Source organism: Nostoc sphaeroides (assembly GCF_003443655.1).
Lineage (GTDB): Bacteria > Cyanobacteriota > Cyanobacteriia > Cyanobacteriales > Nostocaceae > Nostoc > Nostoc sphaeroides.
Window position 1 is genome coordinate 2,548,931 of sequence record NZ_CP031941.1, and the last position, 25,977, is coordinate 2,574,907.

Below are 25,977 nucleotides of genomic sequence, written 5' to 3' on the forward strand. Positions count from 1 at the left end.
ATTGAATTGGTATAACGAACCGCCAAGACGCCAAGGACGCAAAGGAAGAGATGGAAGGGTTTAATGTGGGTGAATATGTTGATCAAATGGCGTTGTTGTTGGATTTAGAGATAAGAGATGAGTATCGTGATGGTGTGGTGGCAAATTTTGAGAGAATTAGGGCGATCGCTAATCTTGTAAATTCTTTCCCGCTAGCGGAGGATATTGAAGTTGCACCAGTTTTTGAACCATGAATGATGCTGTATCAATAGCTGCTGCTGTGCGTGAAGGTAAAGTTAGCGCAGTGGAAGTTACCAAGGCTGCGATCGCCCGAATAACAGCGCGGGATCATCAACTCAACTGTTTTACGGCTGTGACTGCTGAGACGGCTTTAACGGATGCAGCCCGCATTGACAGGGAAATCGCCCAAGGTAATCATCCTGGAACGCTTGCTGGTGTGCCTTTTGCGGTGAAAAATCTCTTCGATATTGCTGGTTTAACAACTTTAGCGGGATCGAAAATCAATGCAGAAAACCCAGCAGCAAGCCTTGATGCAACCGCAGTAGCGAAGTTGAAACAAGCGGGTGCTGTGCTGGTTGGCGCTTTGAATATGGATGAGTACGCTTATGGGTTTGTAACGGAAAATTCTCATTACGGTGCTACTCACAACCCCCATGATTTACAGCGAGTTGCTGGTGGTTCATCGGGTGGTTCGGCGGCGGCTGTTGCTGCTGGGTTAGTACCGTTGACGCTGGGTTCTGATACAAATGGTTCGATTCGCGTTCCGGCGGCGTTATGTGGCGTTTTTGGTTTGAAGCCGACTTACGGAAGGTTATCTCGTGCTGGGGTAGCTTTATTTTCTAGCAGTTTTGACCACATTGGCCCTTTTGGGCGTTCGGTGCAGGATATCGCTACGGTGTTTGATGTCCTTCAAGGAGAAGACGATCGCGATCCAATTTGCACAAAGCGTCGTCCTGAATTGGTTTTATCACAACTTGAACAAGATATTTCTAATATCAGAATTGCGATCGCTGCTGATTATTTCACCAAAGGCGCAGAACCGGAAGCTTTAGCAGCAGTGCAAAAAATAGCTGATGCAATAGAAGTAACTGAATACGTAACCATACCAGAAGCACACCGCGCCCGTGCTGCGGCGTTTGTGATTACAGCTAGCGAGGGCGCAAATCTGCATTTGGATAAATTGCGATGTCGTCCTCAAGATTTTGATTCAGCAACACGCGATCGCTTTTTAGCTGGGGCGTTAATTCCTAGTAGCTGGTATCTGCAAGCACAACGCTTTAGAAAATGGTACCGCGATCGCGTTCGGGAAGTCTTTCAAAATGTGGATGTAATTCTTGCCCCAACTACACCAATTTCCGCACCGCTAATTGGTCAACAAACCATGATTTTGGATGGGGAAGAAATTCTTGTGCGTCCTCATTTAGGATTATTTACTCAACCATTATCTTTTATTGGTTTACCCGTTTTATCAGTACCAATTCAGCGCCCAAATGCTTTACCTTTAGGTGTGCAATTGATAGCGGCACCACATAATGAAGTGTTAATTTTACGGATTGCGGCTGCGTTAGAGGTAAAGGGTGTAGTTTCAGCACCAATAGTCTAGTCAGAATTAAGAATTTAGAATCGAGAATTAATAAACGCCAGATTCTAAATCAATACACTTAGAGGTTGTTTGAAAAGTTTTAGGTGAATAGAATTCGCTACTACACAAACTAGGATATTATTTTTGATCAAGCTTAATTAATAACAGCAACTGTTGAGTATAGCAGCCCTAAATCATTTGTGAAAATTTCTGTTAATTCTTCTCTCTGTGTTCTCTGCGCCTCCGTGGTTCGATTAAAAAGTAATTTTCACAACTCAGACAGGATTGCTATATAATCATCAGTGTACTGGAGGTTGCCGTAGATAAAATTAACCGGATTGTTGATTTCATGGGCAACTCCCGCCACTAGTTGACCCAGACTCGACGAGAGTAGCTATTCCTAGAATTCCCGAAATTAATTTCTGACTAATTTTCATTCCTTGCTCGAAACCTCAAGTGCTGGCTACTGCGCTAATTCAGTCTTGGGGAGTTTGCCCTGATTTTAAAATTCCCAGATATGTGCCTGAAAGCTACAGAGTCAACAGCCATTAGCCAAATCTTTAATCCAACACAGTTCAGATAAGACCAAAAAACTTGTAGAAACGGCGATTTATCGCGTCTCTTAATGTAGAAACGGCGATTTATCGCGTCTCTTGTAGAAACAGCGATTTATCGCGTCTCTTAATGTAGAAACAGCGATTTATCGCGTCTCAAAAACCCAAAATTTTTGCCAGTAGCCCTTAACCCAAGCGTATTAATCTTTAATCTGGAGCTATCCGCGTAGGCGATCGCATTTTTTGAGTAGATTAACAATAGACCATCTCAAAGGCACTTTATGACTTCTTTTGATTCAATTGAAGATTTGGTACTAGTTGCTGGTGCGACTGGTGGAGTCGGGCAACTCGTAGTAGGCAAGTTACTAGAAAGGGGTTTGAAAGTTCGCGTTCTGACACGCAATGCCGCAAAAGCTGAAGAAATGTTTAACCACAGAGTGGAAATTGCCGTTGGTGACATCCGCCAGCCAGCTACACTACCAGCCGCAACACAAAATGTCACCCACATCATCAGTTGTACCGGAACTACTGCCTTTCCCTCTGCGCGATGGGAGTTTGAGCAATCTCCAAACTTGATTGAATGGGGAATCACTTTCCTTAACCCTAAATCTAGTGAAGCAAAAGCAAAGAATAGTCCGGCAAAGGTCGATGCCCAAGGTGTGAGCAACCTAGTGACAGCAGCACCCCGCAATTTGAAGCGGTTCGTTTTCGTCTCTTCTTGCGGAATTGAGCGTAAAAATCAGTTTCCTTTTAGTGTTCTTAATGCTTTTGGCGTGTTGGATGCTAAACAGAAGGGCGAAGAATCCATTATTAACTCAGGATTACCCTACACCATTATCCGTCCAGGACGCCTCATTGACGGGCCATATACCTCATACGACCTCAACACCCTCCTGAAGGCAAAAACTGGGGGTAAATACGGTGTGGTAGTAGGCACTGGGGATACACTTTCGGGCGATACCAGCCGGATTGATGTAGCAAACGCTTGTGTAGAATCCCTTTTACACCCAAGTAGTTCCAGGAAAATTTTTGAAATAGTCAACCAGGGACAAAGACCGCCTGCAATTAACTGGGAAACTCTTTTCTCTTTGCTCTGAGTAAGTGCTGAGTAATATTTTATCCAATACCCAATACCAAAATATTAGGACTTACGCAGTTTACAAACTGAGCATCTTATCAATATCAAGCTTATTAACATAAAAGTCTTGCCCTACCTCGTTCCTGGGCTGCTGCCTGGGAATGTGATACTTGGAGGCTCTGCCTCCTGTCAAACAAAGGAGGCAGAGCCTCCAGAATAGCATTACAAGGCAGCAGCCCAGTAACGAGAAATGATTCACACTTTGTTATGTCTGTCAATGCGTAAGTCCTAAATATTACTGATTAGGGACTGACAAATAATAAAAATACTCAAAAAACTCTCTTCTCCTCATTCCTCTGTGTTCTCTGCGTCTCTGTGGTTAGTTGATTTGAGTAATTTATTTTTTGGAAGTCCCTTATACGGAATACAGAAGCAATGCTTGCGGCGGGCTATTCGGCGTCGCGCCCTTTAATTTTGTTTTATTTTCAGTACTTTTGTAACTTATTACCTCTAAAGACGGCAAACACGACTCTACCGTTACGGTTCACCCTAATTACTGAAAGTATTAATTCTCATACATTAGACAGAGTGAAGGCAATAAATCCATGAAACAACTAAAAAAACTATTTAGTTAGTTTAACCGTCCTAAGCAAGGTTCGGGAAACCACCCTTCATGGACTGGCTAACACTAAGCTTCAGTATATATATCAGCATATCTGGAGTTTTTAACCCCAGAAAAGCCAAAACAAAGGTATTCATGCTGAACTGGCTGATTTATTGACCTTATTGGTTCAAAATTTAGTCCTTTATATTCTCATTCATTCATTTGTAGTTATACGGAGCCAGCACCTAAAATGGCAAAAGTAGTTGGAATTGACTTAGGAACAACGAACTCCTGCGTAGCAGTGATGGAAGGTGGTAAACCCACAGTAATTGCTAATGCTGAAGGTTTTCGGACAACGCCATCAGTAGTCGCATTTGCGAAAAATGGCGACAACTTGGTTGGGCAAATTGCCAAGCGCCAAGCGGTGATGAACCCCGAAAATACGTTTTACTCAGTCAAACGCTTTATCGGACGCCGCTTCGAGGAAGTGAGTAACGAAGCTACGGAAGTTTCTTACAAAGTCCTCAGCAGCAACGGCAATGTCAAATTAGATTGTCCTATAGCTGGTAAACCGTTTGCTCCTGAAGAAATTTCTGCAAAAGTTCTTCGCAAACTAGTTGAAGACGCCAGCAAATACCTGGGTGAAACTGTAACCCAAGCTGTAATCACTGTTCCCGCCTACTTCAACGACTCGCAACGCCAAGCGACAAAAGACGCTGGTAAAATTGCCGGGATTGAAGTTCTACGGATTATCAACGAGCCTACAGCCGCTTCTTTGGCTTATGGGTTTGACAAGAAGAGTAACGAAACCATCCTCGTATTTGACCTTGGTGGTGGTACCTTCGACGTATCCGTGCTGGAAGTAGGAGATGGAGTTTTTGAAGTACTAGCCACATCTGGTGATACCCACCTTGGTGGTGACGACTTCGATAAAAAAATAGTTGACTTCTTAGCAGAGAAGTTCAAGAAAGCTGAAGGCATTGAGCTACGCAAAGACAAGCAAGCTTTACAACGTCTGACTGAAGCCGCAGAAAAAGCGAAAATTGAGCTTTCTAGCGTTAGCCAAGCAGAAATCAACCTACCATTTATCACCGCTACCCAGGATGGGCCCAAGCACCTAGATACAACCCTAACTCGCGCTCAATTTGAAGAACTTTGCTCTGACTTAATCGACCGTTGTCGGATTCCTGTGGAAAACGCCCTTCGGGATGCCAAGTTAAACAAAGGCGATATTGATGAAGTGGTACTAGTTGGTGGTTCTACCCGCATTCCCGCAGTTCAACAGATTGTGAAGCAGGTATTGGGTAAAGACCCCAACCAAACCGTCAACCCTGATGAAGTCGTAGCAGTTGGTGCAGCTATTCAAGCCGGGGTACTAGCTGGTGATGTAACTGGCATCTTGCTGTTAGACGTGACACCGCTATCTTTGGGTGTGGAAACATTGGGCGGCGTGATGACCAAAATTATCCCCCGCAACACCACAATTCCCACCAAGAAATCGGAAGTCTTCTCCACTGCGGTGGATGGACAAACCAACGTAGAAATTCACGTCCTCCAAGGTGAACGCGAATTCTCTAACGATAACAAGAGCTTGGGAACCTTCCGTCTGGATGGTATTCCGGCTGCACCACGCGGCGTCCCTCAAATTGAAGTGGTGTTCGACATTGACGCTAACGGTATCCTTAACGTTACCGCTAAGGACAAAGGTACTGGTAAAGAACAGTCCATCAGCATAACCGGCGCTTCCACTCTGGATAAGTCTGATGTTGACCGGATGGTGAGAGAAGCTGAACAAAACGCTTCATCTGACAAAGAACGGCGTGAAAAGATTGAACGCAAGAACCAAGCTGACTCTTTGGCATACCAAGCTGAGAAGCAGTTACAAGAATTGGGCGATAAAGTTCCCGATGCTGACAAGACCAAAGTCGAAGGTTTGGTGAAAGAACTGCGGGAAGCAGTTGCTAAAGAAGACGATGAGCAAATCAAAAAGCTCACCCCAGAATTGCAACAAGCGCTATTTGCTGTTGGTAGCAATATTTATCAACAAGCTGGTGGCGGTGCTGCACCAGGTGCTGAACCCCAAGATGGTGGTTCCACATCTAGTGGTAGCGGCGACGATGTGATTGACGCTGATTTTACAGAAAGCAAATAATTCCCTTACTTCTTTTGGGAAGATTATTTAGTCCCACCTCATATCACCCACTCAGACATTTGTCTGGGTGGGGATTTTTTTTAAAGAGTTTGGAGTTTGGAGTTTGGAGTTTGGAGTTTGGAGTTTGGAGTTTGGAGTTAGAGACTAACCACCTACAACCGTGGGAAAAATTCTACTCAAGTCTAATAAAACATCTTCAAATCCAGGAATCGCCACTGACTGATGTGGCAAAGATATCTGCTTGCTGAGGTAATTGAATTCACCTTGAGCATTTTGATAAGGTTGGCTGTAACGCTCAAGTTGGCAAACATTTAAGTTGACAATCCAATAATCAGAAATTCCGGCTTCTGCATAGATTTCTAACTTTGTTGTTTGGTCGTAATTTAGGGTTGAGTCTGAAATTTCAATCACTAAAAAAATATCTTCAGGATAAGGATGATGGGGAAGATAGTCAGTTTCATTTCCTCGTGCGATCGCCACATCTGGTTCAGGTTCACTATCTGATGGTAGTATGATTGGCTCTTGACAACGCACAACAGCCCGATCGCCCAGCAATCGATCCAGTTGTCTACAAAGTCGAGTTGTGCAAAATGTATGAGGTGTGCCTTTGGCTACCATCTGAATTAGTTCTCCGCGAATCAATTCAATGCGATCGCTCTCCTTAAGAAATTCCAGTTCAATCAGCCGATGATATTCGTCAATAGTAAATCGCTTTGGTGTGACAACGTTCATGAGACATCACCGATTTAACTGTTATCTATTTTACAGCTTACAATGCACTCACAATAATAAGCCGCCCTTGATCACAAACCAAGCTGTTGGCGGTAAGCGTAGCAATGCCGTCAGGCTTATCGCTAAAGTTCACTCTTGCACAGTGGATCTAATTTGCATATCCTTCAGCAGGCTCTAAGTCTTGTTAATTGAGATGTTAGCTGGATTTACGCCAAGTTGTACTAAGCAATTTCCAGGTTGAGCCTTCAGATTATTCTGAAATATCTTAACTTCCCAACATCTGCAAGTTATGCAAAGTGGCATAAAGCCCACCTTCTTGTATTAGTTGCTCGTGGCTTCCCTGTTCGATTAATTCGCCACGCTTCAGAACAAAAATCCGGTCTACATTGCGAATTGTAGACAGGCGGTGAGCGATAATAATCGCGGTACGTCTGAGCAAAAGCTGGTTTAATGCCTCTTGAACTAAAGCTTCTGTGCCAACATCTAAACTAGCGGTAGCTTCATCTAATACCAAAATTTGGGGACTGCGAATGGCAGCCCGCGCAAAGGCTAAAAGTTGCTTTTCACCACTAGAAATATTTGTGCCCCGTTCTCGCAGTTGAGTATCATACCCTTGGGGTAGTTCTTCTATAAATTGGGCAATGTTGGTTTGCTCTGCTGCTTGTTGAATCTGTTCAATGGTATAGCCATCTCCTAAAGAAATGTTGCTTTTAACATCGCCAGCAAACAAAAAGCCTTCTTGGAAAATTACTGCCATGTAACGCCGCAGTTCTGCCTGTGGTACTTCCCGAATATCTACGCCATCGATGAGAATGCGTCCTTGGGTGGGTTCGTAGAGACGGCACAAAAGACGGATGATCGAAGTTTTACCCGCACCTGTGGGGCCGACTAGTGCAATTTTTTCACCTGGATGAATGGTGAAATCTAAGTCTTTAATTACGTAATCATCATTTTTGTAAGCAAACCAGACGTGATCAAAACGGATTTCTCCCAGTTCCGGCGGGGAAGTGACGTCTGGAGATTCTAGATTTGCAACGATCTCGTCTATGTAGCCAAATTTCGCATCAAATATTGAGAAGCGGACATTGGCGCGATCGCGGATTTCTATCGGTTCATCTAATATATCGCCTACGCGTTCTATTGCAGTAAAACCTGCTTGAATTACTGTAAATTTTTCGGCAAAATCCCTTAAAGGATCAAATAATCGCTGGGCATACAAAATAAATGCAGATAATGTCCCAAAAGCTAAACTTTTTCCTAACAGTAACAAACCACCCATGCACAAAACAGCTGCGATCGCAATCAGACCAATCCATTCCAAGGTGGCTGAAATAAATGAATCATAAAAGATGGTTTTATCCATTTGCTGAGTGTAGCGGCTGTTTGTGGCGCGAAATAATTCGGCATTAAATTTTTCCCTGCGGAACAACTGCACTACGTTAATGCCAACCACATTTTCTTGTAACTGTGAGTTCAATATAGAAAGTTCTTCCCGCCCTTTGTAATTGGCTTTGCGGTACTGTTGCTGAATGTAAACAATTAACCAGGTAATTGGTAACAACATCAATAGCAGCAAGCAGGTGAGTTGCCATTCGATGGAAAACATTAAACCCAAAATTACCAGCATGGAAAACAAATTGGACACAATGCCAATTGCCCCAGTAGAAAAGACATCGCCTAACACTTCCACATCGCTGGTGATTCTGGTGATTAATTTACCTACGGGTGTACGGTCAAAAAACCTTACTGCTAACGATGTCACATGCTGAAATAAGTCTTGGCGAATTGCTGCGGTGATTTGTTGCCCTAGCTTTTGTACTAAATAACCTTGATAGCCTGTTAAAATCAGTCGGCTGGCGATCGCAACTAACAATAATCCCTCCAGGATATTTAGCCCTTCGGACATGGGGCGATTCCTGAGAAATTCGTAAGTGCTTGGTTCATTGCGAATTAGGGAAATAGCTTGGCCAATCAACAGTGGTTGTACGGCATTAGCTAGGGCGATCGGTACGAGTAAGCCCATTGATAGCGCCAACAGCCGTCCGCTATGACGGGCATAAGGCACTAAACGCAAAAATAACCGCCAGTCATTTTCACGGCGATGGTCTTGCGTATAAGATTTTTTGAGAGATTGGTAGATGCTCATAGTAAGAGCATTATATTAATGTTTATAAAAAAACACGCATCTTTAAAGTAGCGTTTGTCTTCTTACTCTGATACCATGCCTGAGATAGAAACTGCAAGACTGTTACTAAGACCCTATACTCCTCAAGACCTGGATGAACTTGCTTTCATTTTGAGCAACCCAGCAGTTATGAGGTATTCACCCAGAGGGACTATACCTAAAGATCAGGTAAAAGAAGTAACGCAGGAAATATTACAATTTTTTATTAAACACTGGCAACAGCATTTTACAAATTTGAATTGGGGTAATTATGCCTGAGATCGAAACTGCGCGGCTGCAACTAAGGCATTTCAATCTAAATGACTTCGATTACCTATTTCGCCTCTACAGCGATGCAGAAGTCATGAAGTATCTGTTGCCAAGAACAAGGGAACAAACCCAAGCAAGTTTAAGCAAGCATATCCAACAGTGGCAACAACACAACTTTGGGATGTGGGCAGTAATATACAAAGAAACTGGTACAATGATTGGCCGTTGTGGACTTGGGTTTCTGGAAAATACGCCAGAAGTTGAGCTTGGCTACGTGTTTGAAAAGTCCTACTGGAACATGGGACTGGCAACTGAAGCATCTCTTGCAACTTTAAAGTTTGGATTTTGGGAAGTGAAGCTAGATCGGATAGTCGCGATCGCTCATCCAGAAAACATCGCTTCAGTGCGAGTCATTCAAAAGGTAGGGATGAAGTATGAAAAGAATGCTAGCTATTACGGTCATGATGTAGTATACTATGCTGCCTCAAACTCAGAATGGCAAGCGGATGATTCCCTTTACATTTCGCAATCTTAAAACTATCAGATCCCGTAGCATACAGAGTAATGGGCGAACCAACTGCTACATACAAAAACCACTGCTGCAAATTCAATAAAGCTATAGAGAATATATGCTTTAGGTCTTTGATAGGGACGCATAGCTGTGCCTTATACTAGGTTCTTTGTATTAATTACTTCATACATATCCTGTAAGTATGAATTTGTATCATATTTTTATGTTTAAGTCTTATATCTAAAGATAGATGATTAAGGTTAAAATTTGGGAAACCTAAGAGAGGTTCATTCCTAAAAGATGTCCTGCCTATTTATCGCAGAATGCAACTGAGGCCAGATGACGCAACCTTTAAATCAAGTCAAAGAGTGGGAACAACGTCGTGATGAAGCAAGCCGCTACTACCAGCGCGGGAGATTCCAAGAGTCTCTGGATCTGGCAACCAAGAATTTACACTTGGCTAGATCAATTCCAGACAGAGCCAGAGAAGGCTATACATTAAACGACCTTGGTTTAGCTCACCTCAGTTGCTGGCAACCTCAAAAAGCATTAGAGCGCTTTAATCAGGCGCTTTCGGTTGCTGTTGAAATTGGCAACGCGCCAGCACAAGCAACTGCACTTAGCAATCTAGGTTCTACCTACAGCCGTCTCGGACGTTTTTCGCAAGCGTTAGAATATTTTGACCAAGCACTACCAATATTTAGGCGATCGCAAGATACTCAAAGTGAAGTTTCTACTCTTAATGATGTAGCACTAATTTATACCCGCTTAGGAGAACCGAAACGGGCATTGTTGCTACAACACCAAATTTTGAGGATGCGGCGATTGTTAGGTGACTTTTCTGGTGAGGCAACAACCCTAAATGGTATTGGGTTTGCTTACAATGTCTTAGGCAAGTTTGAGGAAGCTTTAGAATTTTTTCAAGCAGCGCTTCCAATTCAACGAGCAGTCAAGAATTTGGTTGGTGAAGCAACCACTTTGAATAATATTGCTTCTGTCTATAGTGATTTAGGAAAACCGAAACAAGCGCTATTGCTCTACTATCAAGTTCTTTTGACACGTCGAGAAATCAGCGATCGCTCTGGTGAGGCAACAACGCTTCATAACATTGGTTATACCTATAGCACTCTGTCAGAGCATCGGCAAGCAATGAAGTTCTATAAGCAAGGCATTGCAATTTATCAACAACTCGGCGATGGTCTGGGAGAAATTTCAACTTTGCTGAATATGGGAAACCTTTACGCCACAACGAAACGCAAAAAAATGGCGCGATCGTGCTACCAAAACGCCCAAGAGTTAGCAGAACAAATCGAACATCAGCCACTCCTAGAAAAAGTACAGCAGTTTATAGATTCTCTGTAGGTTGATGCAGCAGACTCAGATTCCCGACTTCTCCTTAAAGAAGTCGGGAATTTTGTTGTTCTTGAAGCTCAAAAAATTAGCAACTTCGTTACCATCAACCATATACTGCTCTACAGGTTACGATCAATTAAGAAGTAATAATTTTTTATGGCACCGCCAGGAGTCTCTAAATGTTCATTAGTGAATTGTCACCTATATTCAAAGAATTTATCCAGCACCCAGCCTCATTTGTCGGTGGGTTATTCTCTGGTGTGCTTCGGCTCAATCTTGCAGAAGATCCCGTAAAAAGCTGGCTGGATCAACAGACCCGCTCCAATAGTTACATCAGTACTACAACAGATGCACATAATGGCAAAACAAGTGGGCCTCAACAGATTTCGATTGATTAGCATACTCCTACTACAATATCTAAGCTAGCGGGGTTGTAAAGACGCGAAATTTCGCGTCTCTACAGGGTTTTGGTAACAAACTAACCAATCAGAATTAATCAGACAGACCAGTAGTTTATTTCCACCAAGGTGTACTAGTCGAGTGTCCCCTATTAAGGGATACTAAATCCAGGTAAGTAGATAGGCAAGGAAATATGGAATCCCTAACCTCTCGTATGCAGGCGGTACAGTCGCCAATTATTCCTGTGGTTGGGGAACTGATAAAAAACTCTCCTGGAACAATCTCTCTAGGACAGGGTGTTGTTTCTTACAATCCACCACCGGAAGCGATAGAACTTTTACCCAAATTTTTAGCCGAACCCGCTAATAATTTATACAAATCAGTTGAAGGAATTCCCCCGTTGCTGACAGCACTTGCAGAAAAATTGCAAACCTTCAACGGCATTGAAATCAATGGGGAAAATTGTATTGTGGTGACAGCCGGGAGCAATATGGCATTTATGAATGCCATTCTTGCCATAACTAACCCAGGCGATGAAATTATTCTGAATACGCCCTACTATTTCAACCACGAAATGGCGATCGCAATGGCTGGTTGTCGTGCAGTGTTAGTGGCGACAGATGAAAATTACCAACTGCGCCCAGATGCGATCGCTCAAGCAATTACCCCCAAAACGCGGGCTGTGGTAACAATTTCACCAAATAACCCGACTGGAGTTGTCTATTCTGAAGCTGCATTGCACCAAGTAAATCAAATTTGTAGCACTCGCGGCATTTACCATATCAGCGATGAAGCCTATGAATACTTTACCTATAACGGGGTCAAACATGTTTCCCCTGGTGCATTTGAGAGTAGTAGCGAGTACACCATTTCTCTTTTTAGCCTTTCCAAAGCATACGGTTTTGCCAGTTGGCGCATTGGCTACATGGTGATTCCCAAACACTTATTTGTTTCCGTCAAACAAGTCCAGGATACAATTTTGATTTGTCCGCCAGTAATTTCCCAATATGCAGCTTTAGGGGCATTGCAAGCAAAAGCGGAGTATTTGGAGAGTAATATAGAGGCGATCGCTCAAGTTCGACAATTAGTACTCGACTCCCTTAACCGCCTACAAGGTTTATGTAGTATTACACCTGCCAATGGCGCTTTCTATTTTTTCCTCAAAGTTAATACTCAGATGGATGCTTTGGAGTTAGTTAAAAGACTAATCCAGGAACATAAAATAGCAGTCATTCCAGGTACAACCTTTGGTATGGATGACGGATGCTATCTCCGCGTTGCCTACGGTGCGCTGCAAAAAGATACAGCAAAAGATGGTATAGAAAGATTAGTACAAGGTTTGGAAACTATTGTTTTGTAGAGACGCGATTAATCGCGTCTGTTTTGTAGAGACGCGATTAATCGCGTCTGTTAAGAGTTGATATTTAATTTATGAGAACGTTAAACTGTGTTGGCGTACCTCGTTGATAATTCCAAATATAAAATTGAAGAGATGCCAATTATTAATAAGTTAATTGAAATTGAAACTGAACCAAAAATTAATATTCATAATATAACATCACAAATCCAAGATTTTCTTACTTCAACATCAATTAAAAATGGACAACTTTTAGTATTTTCTCGACACACAACCACAGCTTTAGCTATCAACGAAGATGAAGTTAGATTATTAGAAGATATAAAAGTGTTCTTGCAAAAATTAGCACCTGAATCAGACAGATATTTGCATAATGACTTGCATTTAAGAGATGTCCCGGAAGATGAGCCAATTAATGCTCACTCTCATTTAATGGCAATGATGCTGACAACTAGTGAGATAATTCCCATTGTGGATGGTAAATTAGCTCTGGGAACCTGGCAATCTGTATTGTTTTTTGAGTTGGATGGGCCGCGCAAAAGAACGGTATTTTTCCAAGTTTCTGGTGAATAATGCAACTTCACACCTGTAATCCTCTCAAAGCAACCTAAATCTGAGAGAATTACGAACGCGACCAACAAGTAGATTAGTTAAATTTACCTACAGCAGTTAAAACCTGAAAGAATGTTTCTAAGCATAACCTTCCTTTCCACAAACCAGAACTTTCGTTGTGACAAAGGCAGACGCAATTAGTGATGAAAAATAACGATAACTTTGTATTACGTAATACTTGGTACTATGCTCTGCCTAGTAATCAGATTAAGCCAGGTATGATGATCAGCCGCATTTTCTTGGGAGAACCAGTGCTGCTAGTTCGCAGCCAGGATGGTAAAGTCTCGGCGATGACAGACATTTGTCCCCATCGTGGTGTGCCCTTGAGTTGTGGTAGATTCAATGGACAAGAAGTAGAATGCTGTTACCACGGTTGGCGCTTTGATCCGAGTGGACGCTGCACTGCAATACCATCTCTTGTAGAGGAACAGCAGATGGATTTGAGGCGCTTCGACGTAAAGTCTTATGCAATCCGGGAAGCCCAAGGGAATATCTGGATATATATAGCCGATCCCGATAACCCTCAACCTGCTTCTGAGATAGAGATTCCGGTAATTCCAGGGTTTGGCGATCGCTCTCATCAATTCGTAGAGGTGGTAAAATTCCCTTGTTTTATAGATCATGCAGTAGTAGGTCTGATGGACCCGGCTCATTCACCTTATGTTCATCGCGCTTGGTGGTGGCGAAGTGAAAAACTGCACGAAGAAGTGAAGCAATTCGATGCTTCGCCCTACGGCTTTACGATGCGACGACACCGATTACCAGCAAATGGAGGCAGATTATACTGGCTGATTGGCGGTGGTGTGCCGGAAACGGAGATTTCTTTTCGTTTACCTGGAGTCAGAATCGAAGAAACCACAATTGGCAACCATCGAGTCGTTAATTTGACGGCAGTTACACCGATTTCAGACATAGAAACTGAGGTAACTTTTGCTCTTTACTGGACACTTCCTTGGGTAGGATTTTTCAAACCACTGTTACATGTGTTGGCGCGGACTTTCATTGGACAAGACCGAACGGTTGTAGAAAAGCAGCAGATTGGTTTGAAATATAATCCTGTGCTACGGCTGATTAAAGACTCAGATATGCAGGCGCAGTGGTATTACCAGCTGAAGCGAGAGTATGCTAAATCTGTGGCTGAAGGACGAGAATTTGTAAATCCTGTTAAGGGTCAAATACTCCGGTGGCGTGCTTAAATTACTGCAAAGTAAATTCTGCAAATTCTCTTTGTCCAAACAGCATATTTCGGTCTACTGCTGACAAGATTTTATTATTGGTGGCATCGCTATTTAAACAGCGAACAACTAACTGGGCGACATCTGCACGATTTATGCTACCAATAATGTGCGGATCTTCAGTCAAAACGCCATTACCCGTTGCTGGTTCTGACTTTAGTCCACCAGGACGGATGATTGTATAGGTGAGTCCACTGGCAATTAAGTGTTGTTCAGCTTTGTCTTTCTCAGCTAAAACTTTTCCCAGTACCGCTAAAACTTGGGGTGACGCAGCAACAACACTATTGCCAGCACCAATGGAAGATACAAGAATAAACTTTTGCACCCCAGCTTTAACTGCTGCATCAATCAGATTTTTATTACCAGGGTAATCGGGTCTTTCTACATCAGATGGTAAACCGCCAATTGTACTGATAACAGTGTGAATAGGTTCATCTGTAAGCATGGCGCGTTCTACATCGCCAACATTCAAGGCATCTCCTTGAACTACCTCAATACCGATTTTTTCTAGTTCACTAGCAACTGCTGCTGTTCTCGAGAAAGCTCTTACCTTTAGCTGTTGCGCTGTGAGATATTGAGCAATTTCTCGACCAACACCGCGACTTGCTCCAGCCAGAAAAATATAAGATGCACTTGTCATAATAAATTTAACTATTTACGCTCAAAGGATTTTATCAGAGGATTGGCACTATTCAATAATTGCTCAAGCTCCTGGGATGCTTCTGGCTGGTGGCGAACATAAGTGTCAATAAACAGACCAATAATTTCACTCATCAGCAAACGTAAGTTTTCTTGGGATTGAGTAGCTTTTAAGTCAAGAGAAGGTGTAACTGTAGTAGAGTCTGGCTCATCAACTATCGAAAAGTGATTTGCTCCCTCTAAGATTACCAGATAGCTATCATTTCGTCCCCCAGCAATTGCTTCTTGGAATGTACGTGCAACTGGGATAGTAGCATCCCCAGGACTTACATCATAGAGTTCGCTACTGGTAAGCATGAATCCATCACGGGTTCCTCCCATCAGTAGCAGTGGTAGGGAATCTGGTAAAGGCAAGATAGTTCCTGGCTCATACCCTATGATTAAAAGTCCTCTGCTACTTGCGCCATAAGAAAAAGATGCAACAACTCCAGGGAAAAACCGACGGTCAGCATTTGTGAGCGATACTAAACCACCCGCAGAGTGTCCACCGAGAATGATCCTTTGCAAATCCAACATTCCTGCTAAAACTCCTTGATTTTGTAACTGTTCGAGTTTAGTTAGGAGTGCTGGCAAAGCCAAAGCTGTGGGAGCAGTAGGATAAATTGTGGGTTTCATCTTTTCAAAATCAACCCCAGGTGTGAGGCTAATTACGCCGGGTAGATTTTCGGTAATCCAATTAAAGAGAACCACTACCAATCCACGTTCAGCCAATTTAACCGCTAACCATTGGTATTGTTGAGCATCACAGTTATAGCCATTGAAGAAAATCACTACTGGAAAAGGTGCCTTTTCTGGATTAGCTGGCTCAATTACCCTACCTTTTTCTAACTGATCCGGTATCTGTGCTGGATAGAGAATTTTCAAGTGAATGGTATCGTAAGGTGACTGGACACCCTCAACTTTGGCAGCTTCAAAAAAAGCACGAACTGTCATCTGTACCTTCCTTGCTATGACTTCAATAAAATCTTCCTCTCAGTGTACAACTGCTCCTCGCAAGCAAAATCTAATGATCTAAAATAACGAAGTAACTAAGTAGAAGGAAGAAGGTAGCAGTAGAGACGCAATTAATCACGTCTGTATAGGAGTCAGGAAAATTATTTCGCTGATTGGTATTTTACGTTGAATTATGTTTACCTACTGGTAATAAAAAATATTAGTACAATAATTCTATTTACAGCTGATTGCAGTAAGTATTGTGTAATAAACAATTGTGCCAATCTAGCAAATAAGTTTTCAAGGATAAACTTCAAGGATAAATTTATGGCTAAAAAATCTCAAACAAATCTAGAACAATACCAGGATGTTAGATTATCTGCCACCACAAGAATTTGGGTAATTACAGTCGCCATTCTCGGAGTTTGCGTCCCACTGTCAGCCGTTACTAGAAGCGGTGCTATTCTTCCTTTAGTTGCAATTGGTGGTGCAGCTGTTGGTACGGTTGCTGTTTGGCGTTCTGATGAGCAAAAATCAAAAACTAACTATTTGCAACAGCAGCAAATAGAACTGTTAGAGCAAAGATTAGCAAATTTAGAAACAATTGTTAGCAGTGATGACTTGAATTTGCAAATGAAAATTAAACAGATTGAGGCTAGAGATACTTTTGGCGACTCCTCTGATGTAAGTACTACACCCAGACAACCAAAACGCAAAGGTTAAAATAATTGAACTCCAAAAAATAAATTATTCCACATTAAAGTCGTTGACTGTTGACTGAAAACCCGTGAACCGTCAACGGTCAACAGTGAACAATAGCAATGGAATATTTTTTTACTTGGAAGTCCCTAATTCGTAATTCGTAATGCTATTTCCTGGTTTTTAAGTAGCTTATTAGTAAGATACACTACCCCGTTTTTGTGGCTTATGGTGACTGAAGAATTGTTTACGCAAAAGGAAAGTAATAATTTTCGTCAAAATGTATTGATTGTTGGTGGGGGCCTGCTGGACTTGCCACTGCATTAATGCTGGCTAAACGTGGTTGGATAAATATTACAGTTTTGGAACAACGTGCCACTGCTGATTACTATGAACCTGACAAGTCATTCAATTATCAAATTGATGGTCGAGGTCAAAAATTCACGGACTTTCTCGGACTTACGGATAAGCTATCAGAAATTAGCGTTCCAAGTACGGAATTTTTATTAACGCAGATTAAACCAGACGGCAGTAGCAAAACATCTAAATTACCTACTGTAAATCCAAACCGAAAAACTGCCTATTGGCTGCCACGCAGAGCATTTGTCCTTTTGTTATATCAGGAAATTGAACAAAATTGGCAAGACCGCATCACTGTCTTGTTCAATGCAAAATGTGTGCAAATCAACAAAAAGGTTATAAATAACTCAAAGCAGGAAAATTTAGAAGTTTTCGTCCACACAGAGAACGGCAGTGTTGTCACATTTAAACCTTATCTTTTGGTTGGTTGTGATGGTCTTCACTCCATCGTCCGCAACACCTTAAAAGAGTGGGATAAACCTACATCAGACAAATTTGAGATGAAGCTTTTTCCCTCGCACAGTTCGTGTCTGAGATATAAAGTTTTAACCCTGCCGCCAAATTTTCCTCTAGTTAGTAGTGGTAACGAACACGCCGTGAGTACTGTAGCATACGCAATTCGTGGGGCTTTGCGAGGTCGCAAGCGTTCTGTTTCTCTTGGCATATTGCCACTTAAAAACCCAGATGAACCCCGTTCTGCAAATATTATTAAATACCCAGACCACCAAATATGGGAATTGAAAAACTCTGAGGAACTGTACAATTTTTTGGAAAACGCTTTCCCACAATTGCCTATACGTCAAATAGTATCACCCGAAGAAGCTGAGAGATTTGCTAAAAGTGAAGGCGGTTACTTCCCCATTCCTCAATACTGTTCTGGATTACACTTTTTGTTAATCCCCGAACAAGCATGTCTTGAGATACCCCAGTCTTCATCTGCTGGAATTGTACTTTTAGGAGATGCCATTCACTGCTTTCCTCCAGATATCGGACAAGGGGTAAATTCAGCATTGGAGGATGTGTACATTCTGAATGAGGCACTTTCTCAAAGTAACGACGAACTTTCGCGTAGTTTGCCTTTATACGAATCTTTGCGCTTACCTGATACAAAAGCCTTGGTATACCTTGCCCAAACTGCTTATCCTTGGCAGTATAACCAAAACTCGCTTGGCAGGTTGGTGTGGTATGTCAACTTTTTTCTGCGACTTTTACTTAGTCGGTTACTACCTTTCATATTTAATCCTCCAGCATTCTTTCTCATCCAGAATCATCAACTTTCCTACCAGCAAATCTGGGTTATGGTTCAACGTACCACCAAGACCCTTTATATACTCGGTACAATCCTTCTTTTTGGGTTGTTGGCTTTAGTATTGAAAGCTAGTCAGAACTACGTTCTTTTTATGTAGGGATTTGTTGACTTAACTTACCGCAACCTTTGAAATCCGTCTCACATTAAACTTTCCTTTGCGGCTATAACTGTTTTCTTAGAAACAGTATCTCGCTCTCCATCTCCGTTAGAATTGACTGACATCATTTAATTCTATATACTTCAACTGCATCAGTTTATGAAATGTCTAAGTGCAATAATCTCTATCTTTCACGGAAACATCTGCTAATTGCTGTGTTTTATTAGACTACTAAAAATTACTGTATTTTTAATTAACTAAGGTTATAAACTTGAGTAATTGCATTGGTATAGCTTACCGTAGGTATGCAATAGTTTGCCGCAGGAATGCAGATGGATTGGATTAGCTTACTCAAATCTCAACAAGCTGACTTCCTTCAACGTGTGAAAAAACCTAAAACTTATGACTTATCTTTGCTGGAAAGTCAAGTAAAAGGTTGTCACACGGAAATTATGGCTTTTTGGGGTGAGCCATTGGCTAGACTCCAAGAACTTTCTCGCCAACAAGCAGAAGTTCTTGCCAAAAACCCACCGCCAACGCCGCCTGAATATCCTGAACCTCCTGACTGGACGATACCTTTTCCTAAATACTTCCAACAACAAGCCCAAGATTATCTTTTGCGAGAGTATATTGTTGACCGGGTGATAACTGAACGCTTGGGGAAATTGGTAAAAAAGGTGTCACAAGATGCCGTAGAAAACATGGTTTTAGATGATGAGGGAAGTTTGTGTAGCGAAAGCAAATTTTCTTATGTACTAAAAGATAATCCTCAGCTAAGTGTTCAAGTTTATGTTGCTGATGGTGAAAGTTTTAATGGTATTAAGAAAGACAAAATTAGGTGGTCGGTTACTCAAGAAGATTTAAGAAAGCACCAAGTATTAATTTTTCTGTGTTTGTTTTATCCATCCACAGATAAGCTAGGATACGACGAAAAGCAGAGCATAATTACAGGCTTTTTACCTGCAAATCAAATTGAACTTACTGAACCAAAACTCTACATTAATCCGAGTCACTTGTTGTATGCGGGGGGGTTGAGTTGGTATTTAGAATCACTTGTTGGTAAAAAAGACACGTTGCCATTAATTCATGATTTAGCGATCGCACATACAATACAAACTCTACCATCAGAGCATTGCCTCAAGGGCATAGTCGGTGACTGGGAATGCTGGCAAACTTTGCAAGGACACACCAGAGGTATTAATTGCCTAGCTTTCAGTTCCGGGTGTAATAATGGCAAAGCTTTACCCATATTGGCAAGTGGTAGTCGGGGAGAAACGAAACTCTGGGATTTAAGCAAGGGTGAATTAATAGAGACATTATCAGAGTATCCTTGGGTGATATCTGGGCTGGTGGATGAAGTGAATTCCCTGGCTTTTAGTTCAGATGGACAGACTTTAGTTAGTTGCGGTGCAGATTCCACAATTAAGCTTTGGCATGTAGGCGCTTTAGACTTGATAGATATTTTGCACAAACATAATGGGGTAGTGCGGTGTGCAGCCTTTACCCCAGATGGGAGAATGTTAGCGACAGGCGGAGATGATCGAAAAATTCTGTTTTGGGATTTGATGCAACGTCAGGTTGCGATCGCACTCTCTTTAGATGATACAGCTGCTCATTCCCTGGTTTTAAGTCGAGACGGGGAAACTTTAGTTACAGGTAGCTATCGCAAAATTAAAGTCTGGCGCACCTTACCCCAGACGGGGATAAAAAGTTTAAAGGATGCACAACCACTGCATACCCTCATGGGTCATTCTCATATCGTGCGTTCCTTGGCGATTAGTGCAGATGGTAAAATGCTGGTGAGTGGTAGCTGGGATCAAACGATTAAAGTTTGGCAATTGGAGACTGGGGAATTACTGCATACTCTCAAAGGACATAGAGATAGAGTATATGCGATCGCATTAAGTCCCGATGGTCAAATAATTGCTAGCGGTAGTGCTGATAAAACCATTAAGTTGTGGCATTTACAAACTGGGGAATTGCTGGGTACATTTACAGGTCATACTCATATAGTCACAGCATTAGCTTTCACAGCTTCCGGTGAGATGTTGGTTAGCGGGAGTTTAGATAAGACTATTAAAATTTGGCAACGAAGTTAGGGTTCTGCGGGTTAATAGTGTCAAAACCCGGTTTACTGGTACTTTATTTTCACGAAAGTCCCTTAGTAGAGACGCGATTAATCGCGTCTGTTCATCCATTTTGAACTCCGTCAACGAGTCTCAATACGGTTCGGATAAGAATCCCCCCGCCTGTGGCGACCCCCTTAAAAAGGGGGTAAAAAAGGGTCAGAAGCCCCCCTTCTTAAGGGGGGTTGGGGGGATCTTCGAGGACTAAACACGTTAACCGAAACCGTATTGTAACGAGTCTTTGAACTGGATGAATCCACCTCTAAACTCCATTAATGAGTCTCTGAACTCCATTAATGAGCCTTTGAACTCCATTAAAGAGTCTTTGAACTCCATTAAAGAGTCTTTGAACTCCATTAAAGAGTCTTTGAACTCCATTAAAGAGTCTTTGAACTCCATTAAAGAGTCTTTGAACCCCATTAAAGAGTCTTTGAACTCCATTAAAGAGTCTTTGAACCCCATTAATGAGTCTTTGATACTCATCAACAACAAAATTTAAAAACTCTCTGCGTTTCTGCGCCTCTGCGTGAAACTTAAAACTCTGCTAACAGCGTTTCCAAGTAGTGAGTGAAATTATATACAATAGCTTATCAGTTGCCTACACTCACAGATACCGAGTTAAAACTGACAGTTAAACAAGTTTTTAGCTGGTTGACTATGAGTTAAGTAATATAGCGGTTCTCAGTTGAGTGCAATAAAGACCTAACCCCCAACCCCTTCCCTTCTAGCGTTGGGGAGTAAGACTCAAAGCCTCTCTCCTAAAAGGAGAGAGGTTTGGAGTGAGGTCAAATTCTATGGTATACAAACGATAAGCGCCATACAGGTGCATTTTTACCAAATTGATGGTATTGGAGAATAATCTATGGCGATGACGAAACCCTGGAAGTTTTGGCAAAACATTAAGGATTTGAACTGGGGACAAGGCGTAGAGGTAACAAAGACTGGAGCCGAAGCTGCTAAAGCCGTACTTGATTTGGCAAAAGCAATTAAAGAGCAAAAACTCAATGTTCAAAACTTCAAACCTTATGTAGAACAGATTTCGTCACTATTAGATGTATTTAATTCTCCTCTCGGTCAAATTACCAAAGAAATAATTCCCTTTGCACCCGTCGCCATTACTATACTAAAGTTGATTATTGATGCAACCAACAAAGAGCCAAGTTTAGAAAACTGTGTGCTACTAGTTAGTCAGGCTGCTTACATAGATAGCTTTCAGGATATTCTCAAACAAGATTCGGAATTACTTAATAAAATTGATCAAAACGGTGAAGCTTCTAAGACTTTAGCTTTGCAGATTCAGAAATTAGGTGAGCAAGAGTTTGATGAGCGGGAAGTAAAAAAAGCTATTCTCTATTTTCACGAATCTCAACTAGCAGAATCATTTAATCAGATTTTACAGCAACGCTTGCAAGAAGCGGGATTATCCGAGACAGAAGCAAAAACCTTAACTGAACGGGTAGCGCGTCACACCGATGAAAATATGCAAGACGCATTGGTAGAAGTCGGAGAGAAAGCGGACAAACTTTGGAAATGGTATAGCGCCGGAGGCAAAGAAAAGCTAGAGAAAAATATGAATATTGAAGATTATTTAGAACAGGTAATTAAACCAAAGCCAGAAGAAAAGATTTTTGATGAAACCCATATTACCTTTCGGGATTTGTATGTACCTTTGCAAGTCAAAGAACTGGATGCCAAGGACGATGCAAATGTTGAATTGGAAGCGTGGGTTAAGGCAATACTGAATGACCCAGACCCGAAACACAAACAAGTTTTATTTATTCAGGGCGAAGCCGGACGGGGGAAAAGTGTCTTTTGTCGGATGTTTGCCGATTGGGTACAGCGCGAATTGCATCCCAGCTTTACCCCAATTCTGATTCGGTTGCGGGATTTGCGCGTACTAAAAGATAACTTAACTGATACTTTAGAGAACTATTTACAACACCTTGATTTTGTCACCAGTGATTCAGGCTGGCTGACCGATAAAAATACTCGCTTTTTATTTTTACTGGATGGGTTTGATGAGTTGTTGCTGGAAGGACGAGCAACTGGCGGCTTAAAGGAATTTTTAGAACAGGTGGAACAGTATCAAAAAGACCGCTTTTGCCATCATCAGTTTTTAGTTACCGGTCGTCCCCTAGCGCTGCAAGGAATTGAGCGCGTGCTTTCACAAACCAAAAGCTTGAAGCGCGTCGAACTTCAGCCAATGAATAACTCAATTCAACAAACATGGCTGGAAAAATGGTCAGTTGCGGCTCAAGTTAACAAGAGTGAGTTTGAAGAATTTTTGCAGGCTTGCCCTGATGAAGTCAAAAATAAACTAGCACGAGAACCTTTACTGCTCTATTTACTGGCGCGGATGCACCGAGACAAGCATCTCAACGTCGAAATGTTTGCAGGTGCAGACGCTATTAAGGCAAAAATCCGCATCTATGACGAATCGGTGAAGTGGGTACTAGAAGAACAGCGTAAGAGTGAAAATCAGAATCATAACTCCCGCTTGACTGAATTGGAGAGCGAAGATTTGCGGCAATTTCTCACCGAAGCTGCTTTGTGTGTGGTGCAGTCTGGGAATGAATCTGCGAGAGTGACGATGTTAGAAGCACGGCTCAAAAACAGCAACAACCCAGCAGCAAAGTTAATTCAGGATGCCAGACAGGAGAATAGCTCCCAAAAAAATCAACCAGATAAGCTACTCAATAATTTGTTGACGGCATTTTATATTAAACCAGCTTCAGGTGATAAAGGCGGCTCTGTTGAGTTTATCCACAAGAGTTTTAGCGAGTTTTTATTCGCGGAACGGTTACTAGAAAGCTTTGTAAATTGGACAAGGAAGGAAAAAATCAAGCGTCAGCGCGAAGAATACTCAGTTTTACCGGAGGTAATGAATAGACAGATTTACGATTTATTGGGGTATGGTAATTTAACCCGTGAGATTGTGGAATATTTGATGGGGTTGTTGGCTGAGAGTTCAAAATTTAAAGAGGTGGAACGCTTGTATAGCCTGTTCCAAAGATTAGAGGAATTCTACTTCGGTTGGTGCGATGGCGAATTTATTGATGCAGAAGATGGAAACCTGCCTCAGATAAAGAAAAAACAATTGAAAGAGCAATTGCCAGAGCGAGAAATTCAGTTGGGATTGCGTCAAGTGGATGTGTATACAGGGTTGAATGTGATGATTGTGCTGTTAGAGTTGCATCGCTATGCCCAAATCAAAGACGACCTCAAGGACAAAATCAGCTTTCACCCCTGCGGTAAACTTAATACCGCTCAATTTGACTCAGAACGCTTGCTGCGTATTATCGGTTACAGTCACTGCCTGAGTGTCTCTGCTTTTATAGAAAACTTAAGATTATTTCTCAGGGGTGCCGACCTCAGCCGTGCCAACCTCAGCCGTGCCGACCTCAGCGGTGCCGACCTCAGCGGTGCCGACCTCAGCCTTGCCGACCTCAGGGGTGCCTACCTCAGCTATGCCGACCTCAGGGGTGCCTACCTCAGGGGTGCCAACCTCAGGGGTGCCAACCTCAGGGGTGCCGACCTCAGGGGTGCCAACCTCAGCGGTGCCGACCTCAGCGGTGCCTACCTCAGGGGTGCCAACCTCAGGGGTGCCGACCTCAGCCGTGCCGACCTCAGCGGTGCCAACCTCAGGGGTGCCAACCTCAGCGGTGCCAACCTCAGCGGTGCCAACCTCAGCGGTGCCAACCTCAGCGGTGCCAACCTCAGCCGTGCCAACCTCAGCCGTGCCAACCTCAGGGGTGCCAACCTCAGGGGTGCCGACCTCAGGGGTGCCGACCTCAGCGGTGCCGACCTCAGCTGTGCCGACCTTGAAGCACTTCTATGGAATAGCAACACAAAATGGCTCAATGCAAAAGGGCTGCATGAAGCAGTAGGCGTATCTCCAGAGTTAGCCCAAGACAAAGCTTTTGCGGCTGCTGTTTCCTGGAGGCAGGGCATCAGTTGGCTAAGAGAAGGCAAAATTAAAGAAGCAAATGAAGCTTTCAAGCAAGCCCAAATATTTGACCCTAGTTTGAGAAACTCTGCTGAATTTTGGAATAGCTTCTGCTGGGTTGGCTGTTTACACGGCTATGCTAAGGCTTTTCTCCCCCTCGGTGAAAAAGCTGTTACTTTAGACCCTGACAATAAAAGATATCAAGACAGTCGGGGGCTGGCTAGAGTTTTGACTGGCGATTTGGCAGGGGCATTAGAAGACTTTCAGGTTGCTGTAGACAGTGGCGCCCTTGATTACTCTGTGGAGCAGCGACGGCTACGCTGGATAGAAGCACTGAAGTTAGGCAATAATCCTCTCACGCCAGAGGAATTGGAGGAGCTGCGGAAAACTGAGGATTTAGGTTAATTCGTAATTCGTAATTAGACAAAGACGCGATAAATCGCCGTCTCTACAAAGGGCTGATTATTGTAAAGACGGCGATTTATCGCGTCTCTTGGCTTAACCGAACTCTATTAGGCGATCGCACGCCCATAATAAAACTATCCCCTTTATGCTATTTACTTATGGCGATCGCAATTCAACCCCAACTAACTTTAGACGATTTCCTCAAACTGCCGGAAACTGAACCAGCATCAGATTTTCTCAATGGAGAAATCATTCAAAAACCAATGCCCCAAGGTGAACATAGCTTGCTCCAAGCTACTCTTTGCGAAACAATTAACAGCATAGCTAGAAGTCAAAAAATTGCTTTGGCTTTGCCAGAACTACGCTGTACCTTCGGCGGTGCTTCTATCGTCCCTGATGTCTCTGTGTTTCGCTGGGATAAAATTCCTAAAACTCCAACTGGGAGAATTGTTAATCGCTTTGAAATTCATCCTGACTGGGTAATTGAGATTCTTTCCCCAGATCAAAGATTAAAAAAAGTGTTGAGTAAATTATTGCATTGTTCGCGCAATGGTACTGAATTAGGCTGGTTAATCAACCCTGAAGACGAAAGTGTGCTAGGGATTTTTCCTGGACAGCGAGTGGAATTATACGAAGGTGCTGATAAATTACCCATCCTTGACGGTATCGAATTGAAACTGACTGTAGAACAAGTTTTTGGCTGGTTGAGTTTGACCTAAAGCGATCGCATTTCCCAAAGAAAGTTGCAAAGGATTGTATCTGTAGGTTTATTGTAGAAACTGGACGGTACAGCGCTTCGT

Annotated in this window: 20 protein-coding genes and 2 pseudogenes; 17 read left to right on the forward strand and 5 right to left on the reverse strand. The window is 42.6% G+C overall.

What is annotated here, in order from left to right:
• Positions 1-50 precede the first annotated feature (50 nt).
• Entirely contained in the window at positions 51-233 is a 183-nt protein-coding gene (locus D1367_RS11375) for a DUF4089 domain-containing protein (RefSeq protein WP_118166559.1), read from the forward strand.
• Complete coding sequence (locus D1367_RS11380; RefSeq protein ID WP_118166560.1) at positions 230-1,603, forward strand: AtzE family amidohydrolase; 1,374 nt, start codon at positions 230-232, stop codon at positions 1,601-1,603. The genes D1367_RS11375 and D1367_RS11380 overlap by 4 nt, the downstream gene beginning before the upstream one ends.
• 250 nt (positions 1,604-1,853) lie before the next feature.
• On the opposite strand, the pseudogene D1367_RS11385 reads toward D1367_RS11380, so the two are convergent.
• Positions 1,854-1,967 (reverse strand): annotated as a pseudogene (locus D1367_RS11385) (histidine kinase dimerization/phospho-acceptor domain-containing protein); the annotation flags it as partial.
• 450 nt (positions 1,968-2,417) lie between these two features.
• Between D1367_RS11385 and D1367_RS11390 the strand changes: the two are divergent.
• Together D1367_RS11390 and dnaK are read left to right on the forward strand one after the other, a co-directional pair.
• On the forward strand, positions 2,418-3,233 hold the full coding sequence (locus D1367_RS11390; protein ID WP_118166561.1) for an SDR family oxidoreductase: 816 nt from the start codon (positions 2,418-2,420) through the stop codon (positions 3,231-3,233).
• A gap of 835 nt (positions 3,234-4,068) precedes the next feature.
• Positions 4,069-5,970 (forward strand): molecular chaperone DnaK, encoded by a 1,902-nt coding sequence (dnaK, locus tag D1367_RS11395; RefSeq protein ID WP_118166562.1) that lies wholly within the window; start codon positions 4,069-4,071, stop codon positions 5,968-5,970.
• 144 nt (positions 5,971-6,114) lie between these two features.
• On the opposite strand, the gene D1367_RS11400 is transcribed toward dnaK, so the two are convergent.
• Together D1367_RS11400 and D1367_RS11405 are read right to left on the reverse strand one after the other, a co-directional pair.
• Positions 6,115-6,702, reverse strand: coding sequence for a Uma2 family endonuclease (locus D1367_RS11400; protein WP_118166563.1), 588 nt, complete (start codon positions 6,700-6,702; stop codon positions 6,115-6,117).
• Positions 6,703-6,967: 265 nt separating this feature from the next.
• Entirely contained in the window at positions 6,968-8,848 is a 1,881-nt protein-coding gene (locus D1367_RS11405; protein WP_118166564.1) for an ABC transporter ATP-binding protein, read from the reverse strand.
• Positions 8,849-8,923: 75 nt separating this feature from the next.
• Here D1367_RS11405 and D1367_RS11410 point away from each other — a divergent pair, with 75 nt between their 5' ends.
• The 7 genes from D1367_RS11410 to D1367_RS11440 all read left to right on the forward strand — a co-directional run bounded on the left by D1367_RS11410 (position 8,924) and on the right by D1367_RS11440 (position 14,564).
• Positions 8,924-9,145 carry a GNAT family N-acetyltransferase gene (locus D1367_RS11410; RefSeq protein ID WP_118166565.1) on the forward strand — a complete coding sequence of 74 codons (222 nt, stop codon included), beginning with the start codon at positions 8,924-8,926 and terminating at the stop codon, positions 9,143-9,145.
• On the forward strand, positions 9,138-9,671 hold the full coding sequence (locus D1367_RS11415) for a GNAT family N-acetyltransferase (RefSeq protein ID WP_118166566.1): 534 nt from the start codon (positions 9,138-9,140) through the stop codon (positions 9,669-9,671). Before D1367_RS11410 ends, D1367_RS11415 begins: the two co-directional genes overlap by 8 nt.
• Positions 9,672-9,986: 315 nt before the next feature.
• Positions 9,987-11,009 (forward strand): tetratricopeptide repeat protein, encoded by a 1,023-nt coding sequence (locus D1367_RS11420; protein WP_118166567.1) that lies wholly within the window; start codon positions 9,987-9,989, stop codon positions 11,007-11,009.
• Between the two features lie 170 nt (positions 11,010-11,179).
• Complete coding sequence (locus D1367_RS11425; protein WP_118166568.1) at positions 11,180-11,398, forward strand: ssl0294 family protein; 219 nt, start codon at positions 11,180-11,182, stop codon at positions 11,396-11,398.
• Between the two features lie 194 nt (positions 11,399-11,592).
• Positions 11,593-12,759: a pyridoxal phosphate-dependent aminotransferase gene (locus tag D1367_RS11430; RefSeq protein ID WP_118166569.1), complete on the forward strand. Its 1,167-nt coding sequence runs from the start codon at positions 11,593-11,595 to the stop codon at positions 12,757-12,759.
• A 132-nt stretch (positions 12,760-12,891) separates the two neighbouring features.
• Entirely contained in the window at positions 12,892-13,329 is a 438-nt protein-coding gene (locus tag D1367_RS11435) for a secondary thiamine-phosphate synthase enzyme YjbQ (RefSeq protein WP_118171340.1), read from the forward strand.
• A 182-nt stretch (positions 13,330-13,511) separates the two neighbouring features.
• Positions 13,512-14,564 (forward strand): aromatic ring-hydroxylating oxygenase subunit alpha, encoded by a 1,053-nt coding sequence (locus tag D1367_RS11440; RefSeq protein ID WP_118166570.1) that lies wholly within the window; start codon positions 13,512-13,514, stop codon positions 14,562-14,564.
• Between the two features lies 1 nt (position 14,565).
• Here D1367_RS11440 and D1367_RS11445 read toward each other — a convergent pair whose 3' ends face one another.
• Positions 14,566-15,243, reverse strand: coding sequence for an SDR family oxidoreductase (locus tag D1367_RS11445; protein ID WP_118166571.1), 678 nt, complete (start codon positions 15,241-15,243; stop codon positions 14,566-14,568).
• Positions 15,244-15,254: 11 nt separating this feature from the next.
• Positions 15,255-16,235 carry an alpha/beta hydrolase family protein gene (locus tag D1367_RS11450; RefSeq protein WP_118166572.1) on the reverse strand — a complete coding sequence of 327 codons (981 nt, stop codon included), beginning with the start codon at positions 16,233-16,235 and terminating at the stop codon, positions 15,255-15,257.
• Between the two features lie 327 nt (positions 16,236-16,562).
• Between D1367_RS11450 and D1367_RS11455 the strand changes: the two genes are divergently transcribed.
• The 6 genes and pseudogenes from D1367_RS11455 to D1367_RS11480 all read left to right on the forward strand — a co-directional run bounded on the left by D1367_RS11455 (position 16,563) and on the right by D1367_RS11480 (position 25,896).
• On the forward strand, positions 16,563-16,958 hold the full coding sequence (locus D1367_RS11455; protein ID WP_118166573.1) for a hypothetical protein: 396 nt from the start codon (positions 16,563-16,565) through the stop codon (positions 16,956-16,958).
• A gap of 204 nt (positions 16,959-17,162) precedes the next feature.
• Positions 17,163-18,700: pseudogene (locus D1367_RS11460) on the forward strand (FAD-dependent oxidoreductase).
• A 332-nt stretch (positions 18,701-19,032) separates the two neighbouring features.
• Positions 19,033-20,799, forward strand: a complete 1,767-nt coding sequence (locus D1367_RS11465; RefSeq protein WP_118166574.1) for a WD40 repeat domain-containing protein — start codon at positions 19,033-19,035, stop codon at positions 20,797-20,799.
• 277 nt (positions 20,800-21,076) lie between these two features.
• Positions 21,077-21,325 carry a hypothetical protein gene (locus D1367_RS30720; protein WP_181985145.1) on the forward strand — a complete coding sequence of 83 codons (249 nt, stop codon included), beginning with the start codon at positions 21,077-21,079 and terminating at the stop codon, positions 21,323-21,325.
• Positions 21,326-21,688: 363 nt separating this feature from the next.
• Positions 21,689-25,177 carry a pentapeptide repeat-containing protein gene (locus D1367_RS11475; RefSeq protein ID WP_118166576.1) on the forward strand — a complete coding sequence of 1,163 codons (3,489 nt, stop codon included), beginning with the start codon at positions 21,689-21,691 and terminating at the stop codon, positions 25,175-25,177.
• A 158-nt stretch (positions 25,178-25,335) separates the two neighbouring features.
• Positions 25,336-25,896 (forward strand): Uma2 family endonuclease, encoded by a 561-nt coding sequence (locus D1367_RS11480; protein ID WP_118166577.1) that lies wholly within the window; start codon positions 25,336-25,338, stop codon positions 25,894-25,896.
• The last annotated feature ends 81 nt before the right edge of the window (positions 25,897-25,977 follow it).

Bases quoted from the DNA above. Each gene is read 5' to 3' on its own strand.
- dnaK (WP_118166562.1), top strand. From the start codon at position 4,069: ATGGCAAAAGTAGTTGGAATTGACTTAGGAACAACGAACTCCTGCGTA.
- D1367_RS11390 (WP_118166561.1), top strand. From the start codon at position 2,418: ATGACTTCTTTTGATTCAATTGAAGATTTGGTACTAGTTGCTGGTGCG.
- D1367_RS11425 (WP_118166568.1), top strand. From the start codon at position 11,180: ATGTTCATTAGTGAATTGTCACCTATATTCAAAGAATTTATCCAGCAC.
- D1367_RS11375 (WP_118166559.1), top strand. From the start codon at position 51: ATGGAAGGGTTTAATGTGGGTGAATATGTTGATCAAATGGCGTTGTTG.
- D1367_RS11440 (WP_118166570.1), top strand. From the start codon at position 13,512: ATGAAAAATAACGATAACTTTGTATTACGTAATACTTGGTACTATGCT.
- D1367_RS11420 (WP_118166567.1), top strand. From the start codon at position 9,987: ATGACGCAACCTTTAAATCAAGTCAAAGAGTGGGAACAACGTCGTGAT.
- D1367_RS11380 (WP_118166560.1), top strand. From the start codon at position 230: ATGAATGATGCTGTATCAATAGCTGCTGCTGTGCGTGAAGGTAAAGTT.
- D1367_RS11400 (WP_118166563.1), bottom strand. From the start codon at position 6,702: ATGAACGTTGTCACACCAAAGCGATTTACTATTGACGAATATCATCGG.
- D1367_RS11435 (WP_118171340.1), top strand. From the start codon at position 12,892: ATGCCAATTATTAATAAGTTAATTGAAATTGAAACTGAACCAAAAATT.
- D1367_RS11430 (WP_118166569.1), top strand. From the start codon at position 11,593: ATGGAATCCCTAACCTCTCGTATGCAGGCGGTACAGTCGCCAATTATT.
- D1367_RS11450 (WP_118166572.1), bottom strand. From the start codon at position 16,235: ATGACAGTTCGTGCTTTTTTTGAAGCTGCCAAAGTTGAGGGTGTCCAG.
- D1367_RS11455 (WP_118166573.1), top strand. From the start codon at position 16,563: ATGGCTAAAAAATCTCAAACAAATCTAGAACAATACCAGGATGTTAGA.
- D1367_RS30720 (WP_181985145.1), top strand. From the start codon at position 21,077: ATGAATCCACCTCTAAACTCCATTAATGAGTCTCTGAACTCCATTAAT.
- D1367_RS11480 (WP_118166577.1), top strand. From the start codon at position 25,336: ATGGCGATCGCAATTCAACCCCAACTAACTTTAGACGATTTCCTCAAA.
- D1367_RS11410 (WP_118166565.1), top strand. From the start codon at position 8,924: ATGCCTGAGATAGAAACTGCAAGACTGTTACTAAGACCCTATACTCCT.
- D1367_RS11465 (WP_118166574.1), top strand. From the start codon at position 19,033: ATGGATTGGATTAGCTTACTCAAATCTCAACAAGCTGACTTCCTTCAA.
- D1367_RS11475 (WP_118166576.1), top strand. From the start codon at position 21,689: ATGGCGATGACGAAACCCTGGAAGTTTTGGCAAAACATTAAGGATTTG.
- D1367_RS11405 (WP_118166564.1), bottom strand. From the start codon at position 8,848: ATGAGCATCTACCAATCTCTCAAAAAATCTTATACGCAAGACCATCGC.
- D1367_RS11445 (WP_118166571.1), bottom strand. From the start codon at position 15,243: ATGACAAGTGCATCTTATATTTTTCTGGCTGGAGCAAGTCGCGGTGTT.
- D1367_RS11415 (WP_118166566.1), top strand. From the start codon at position 9,138: ATGCCTGAGATCGAAACTGCGCGGCTGCAACTAAGGCATTTCAATCTA.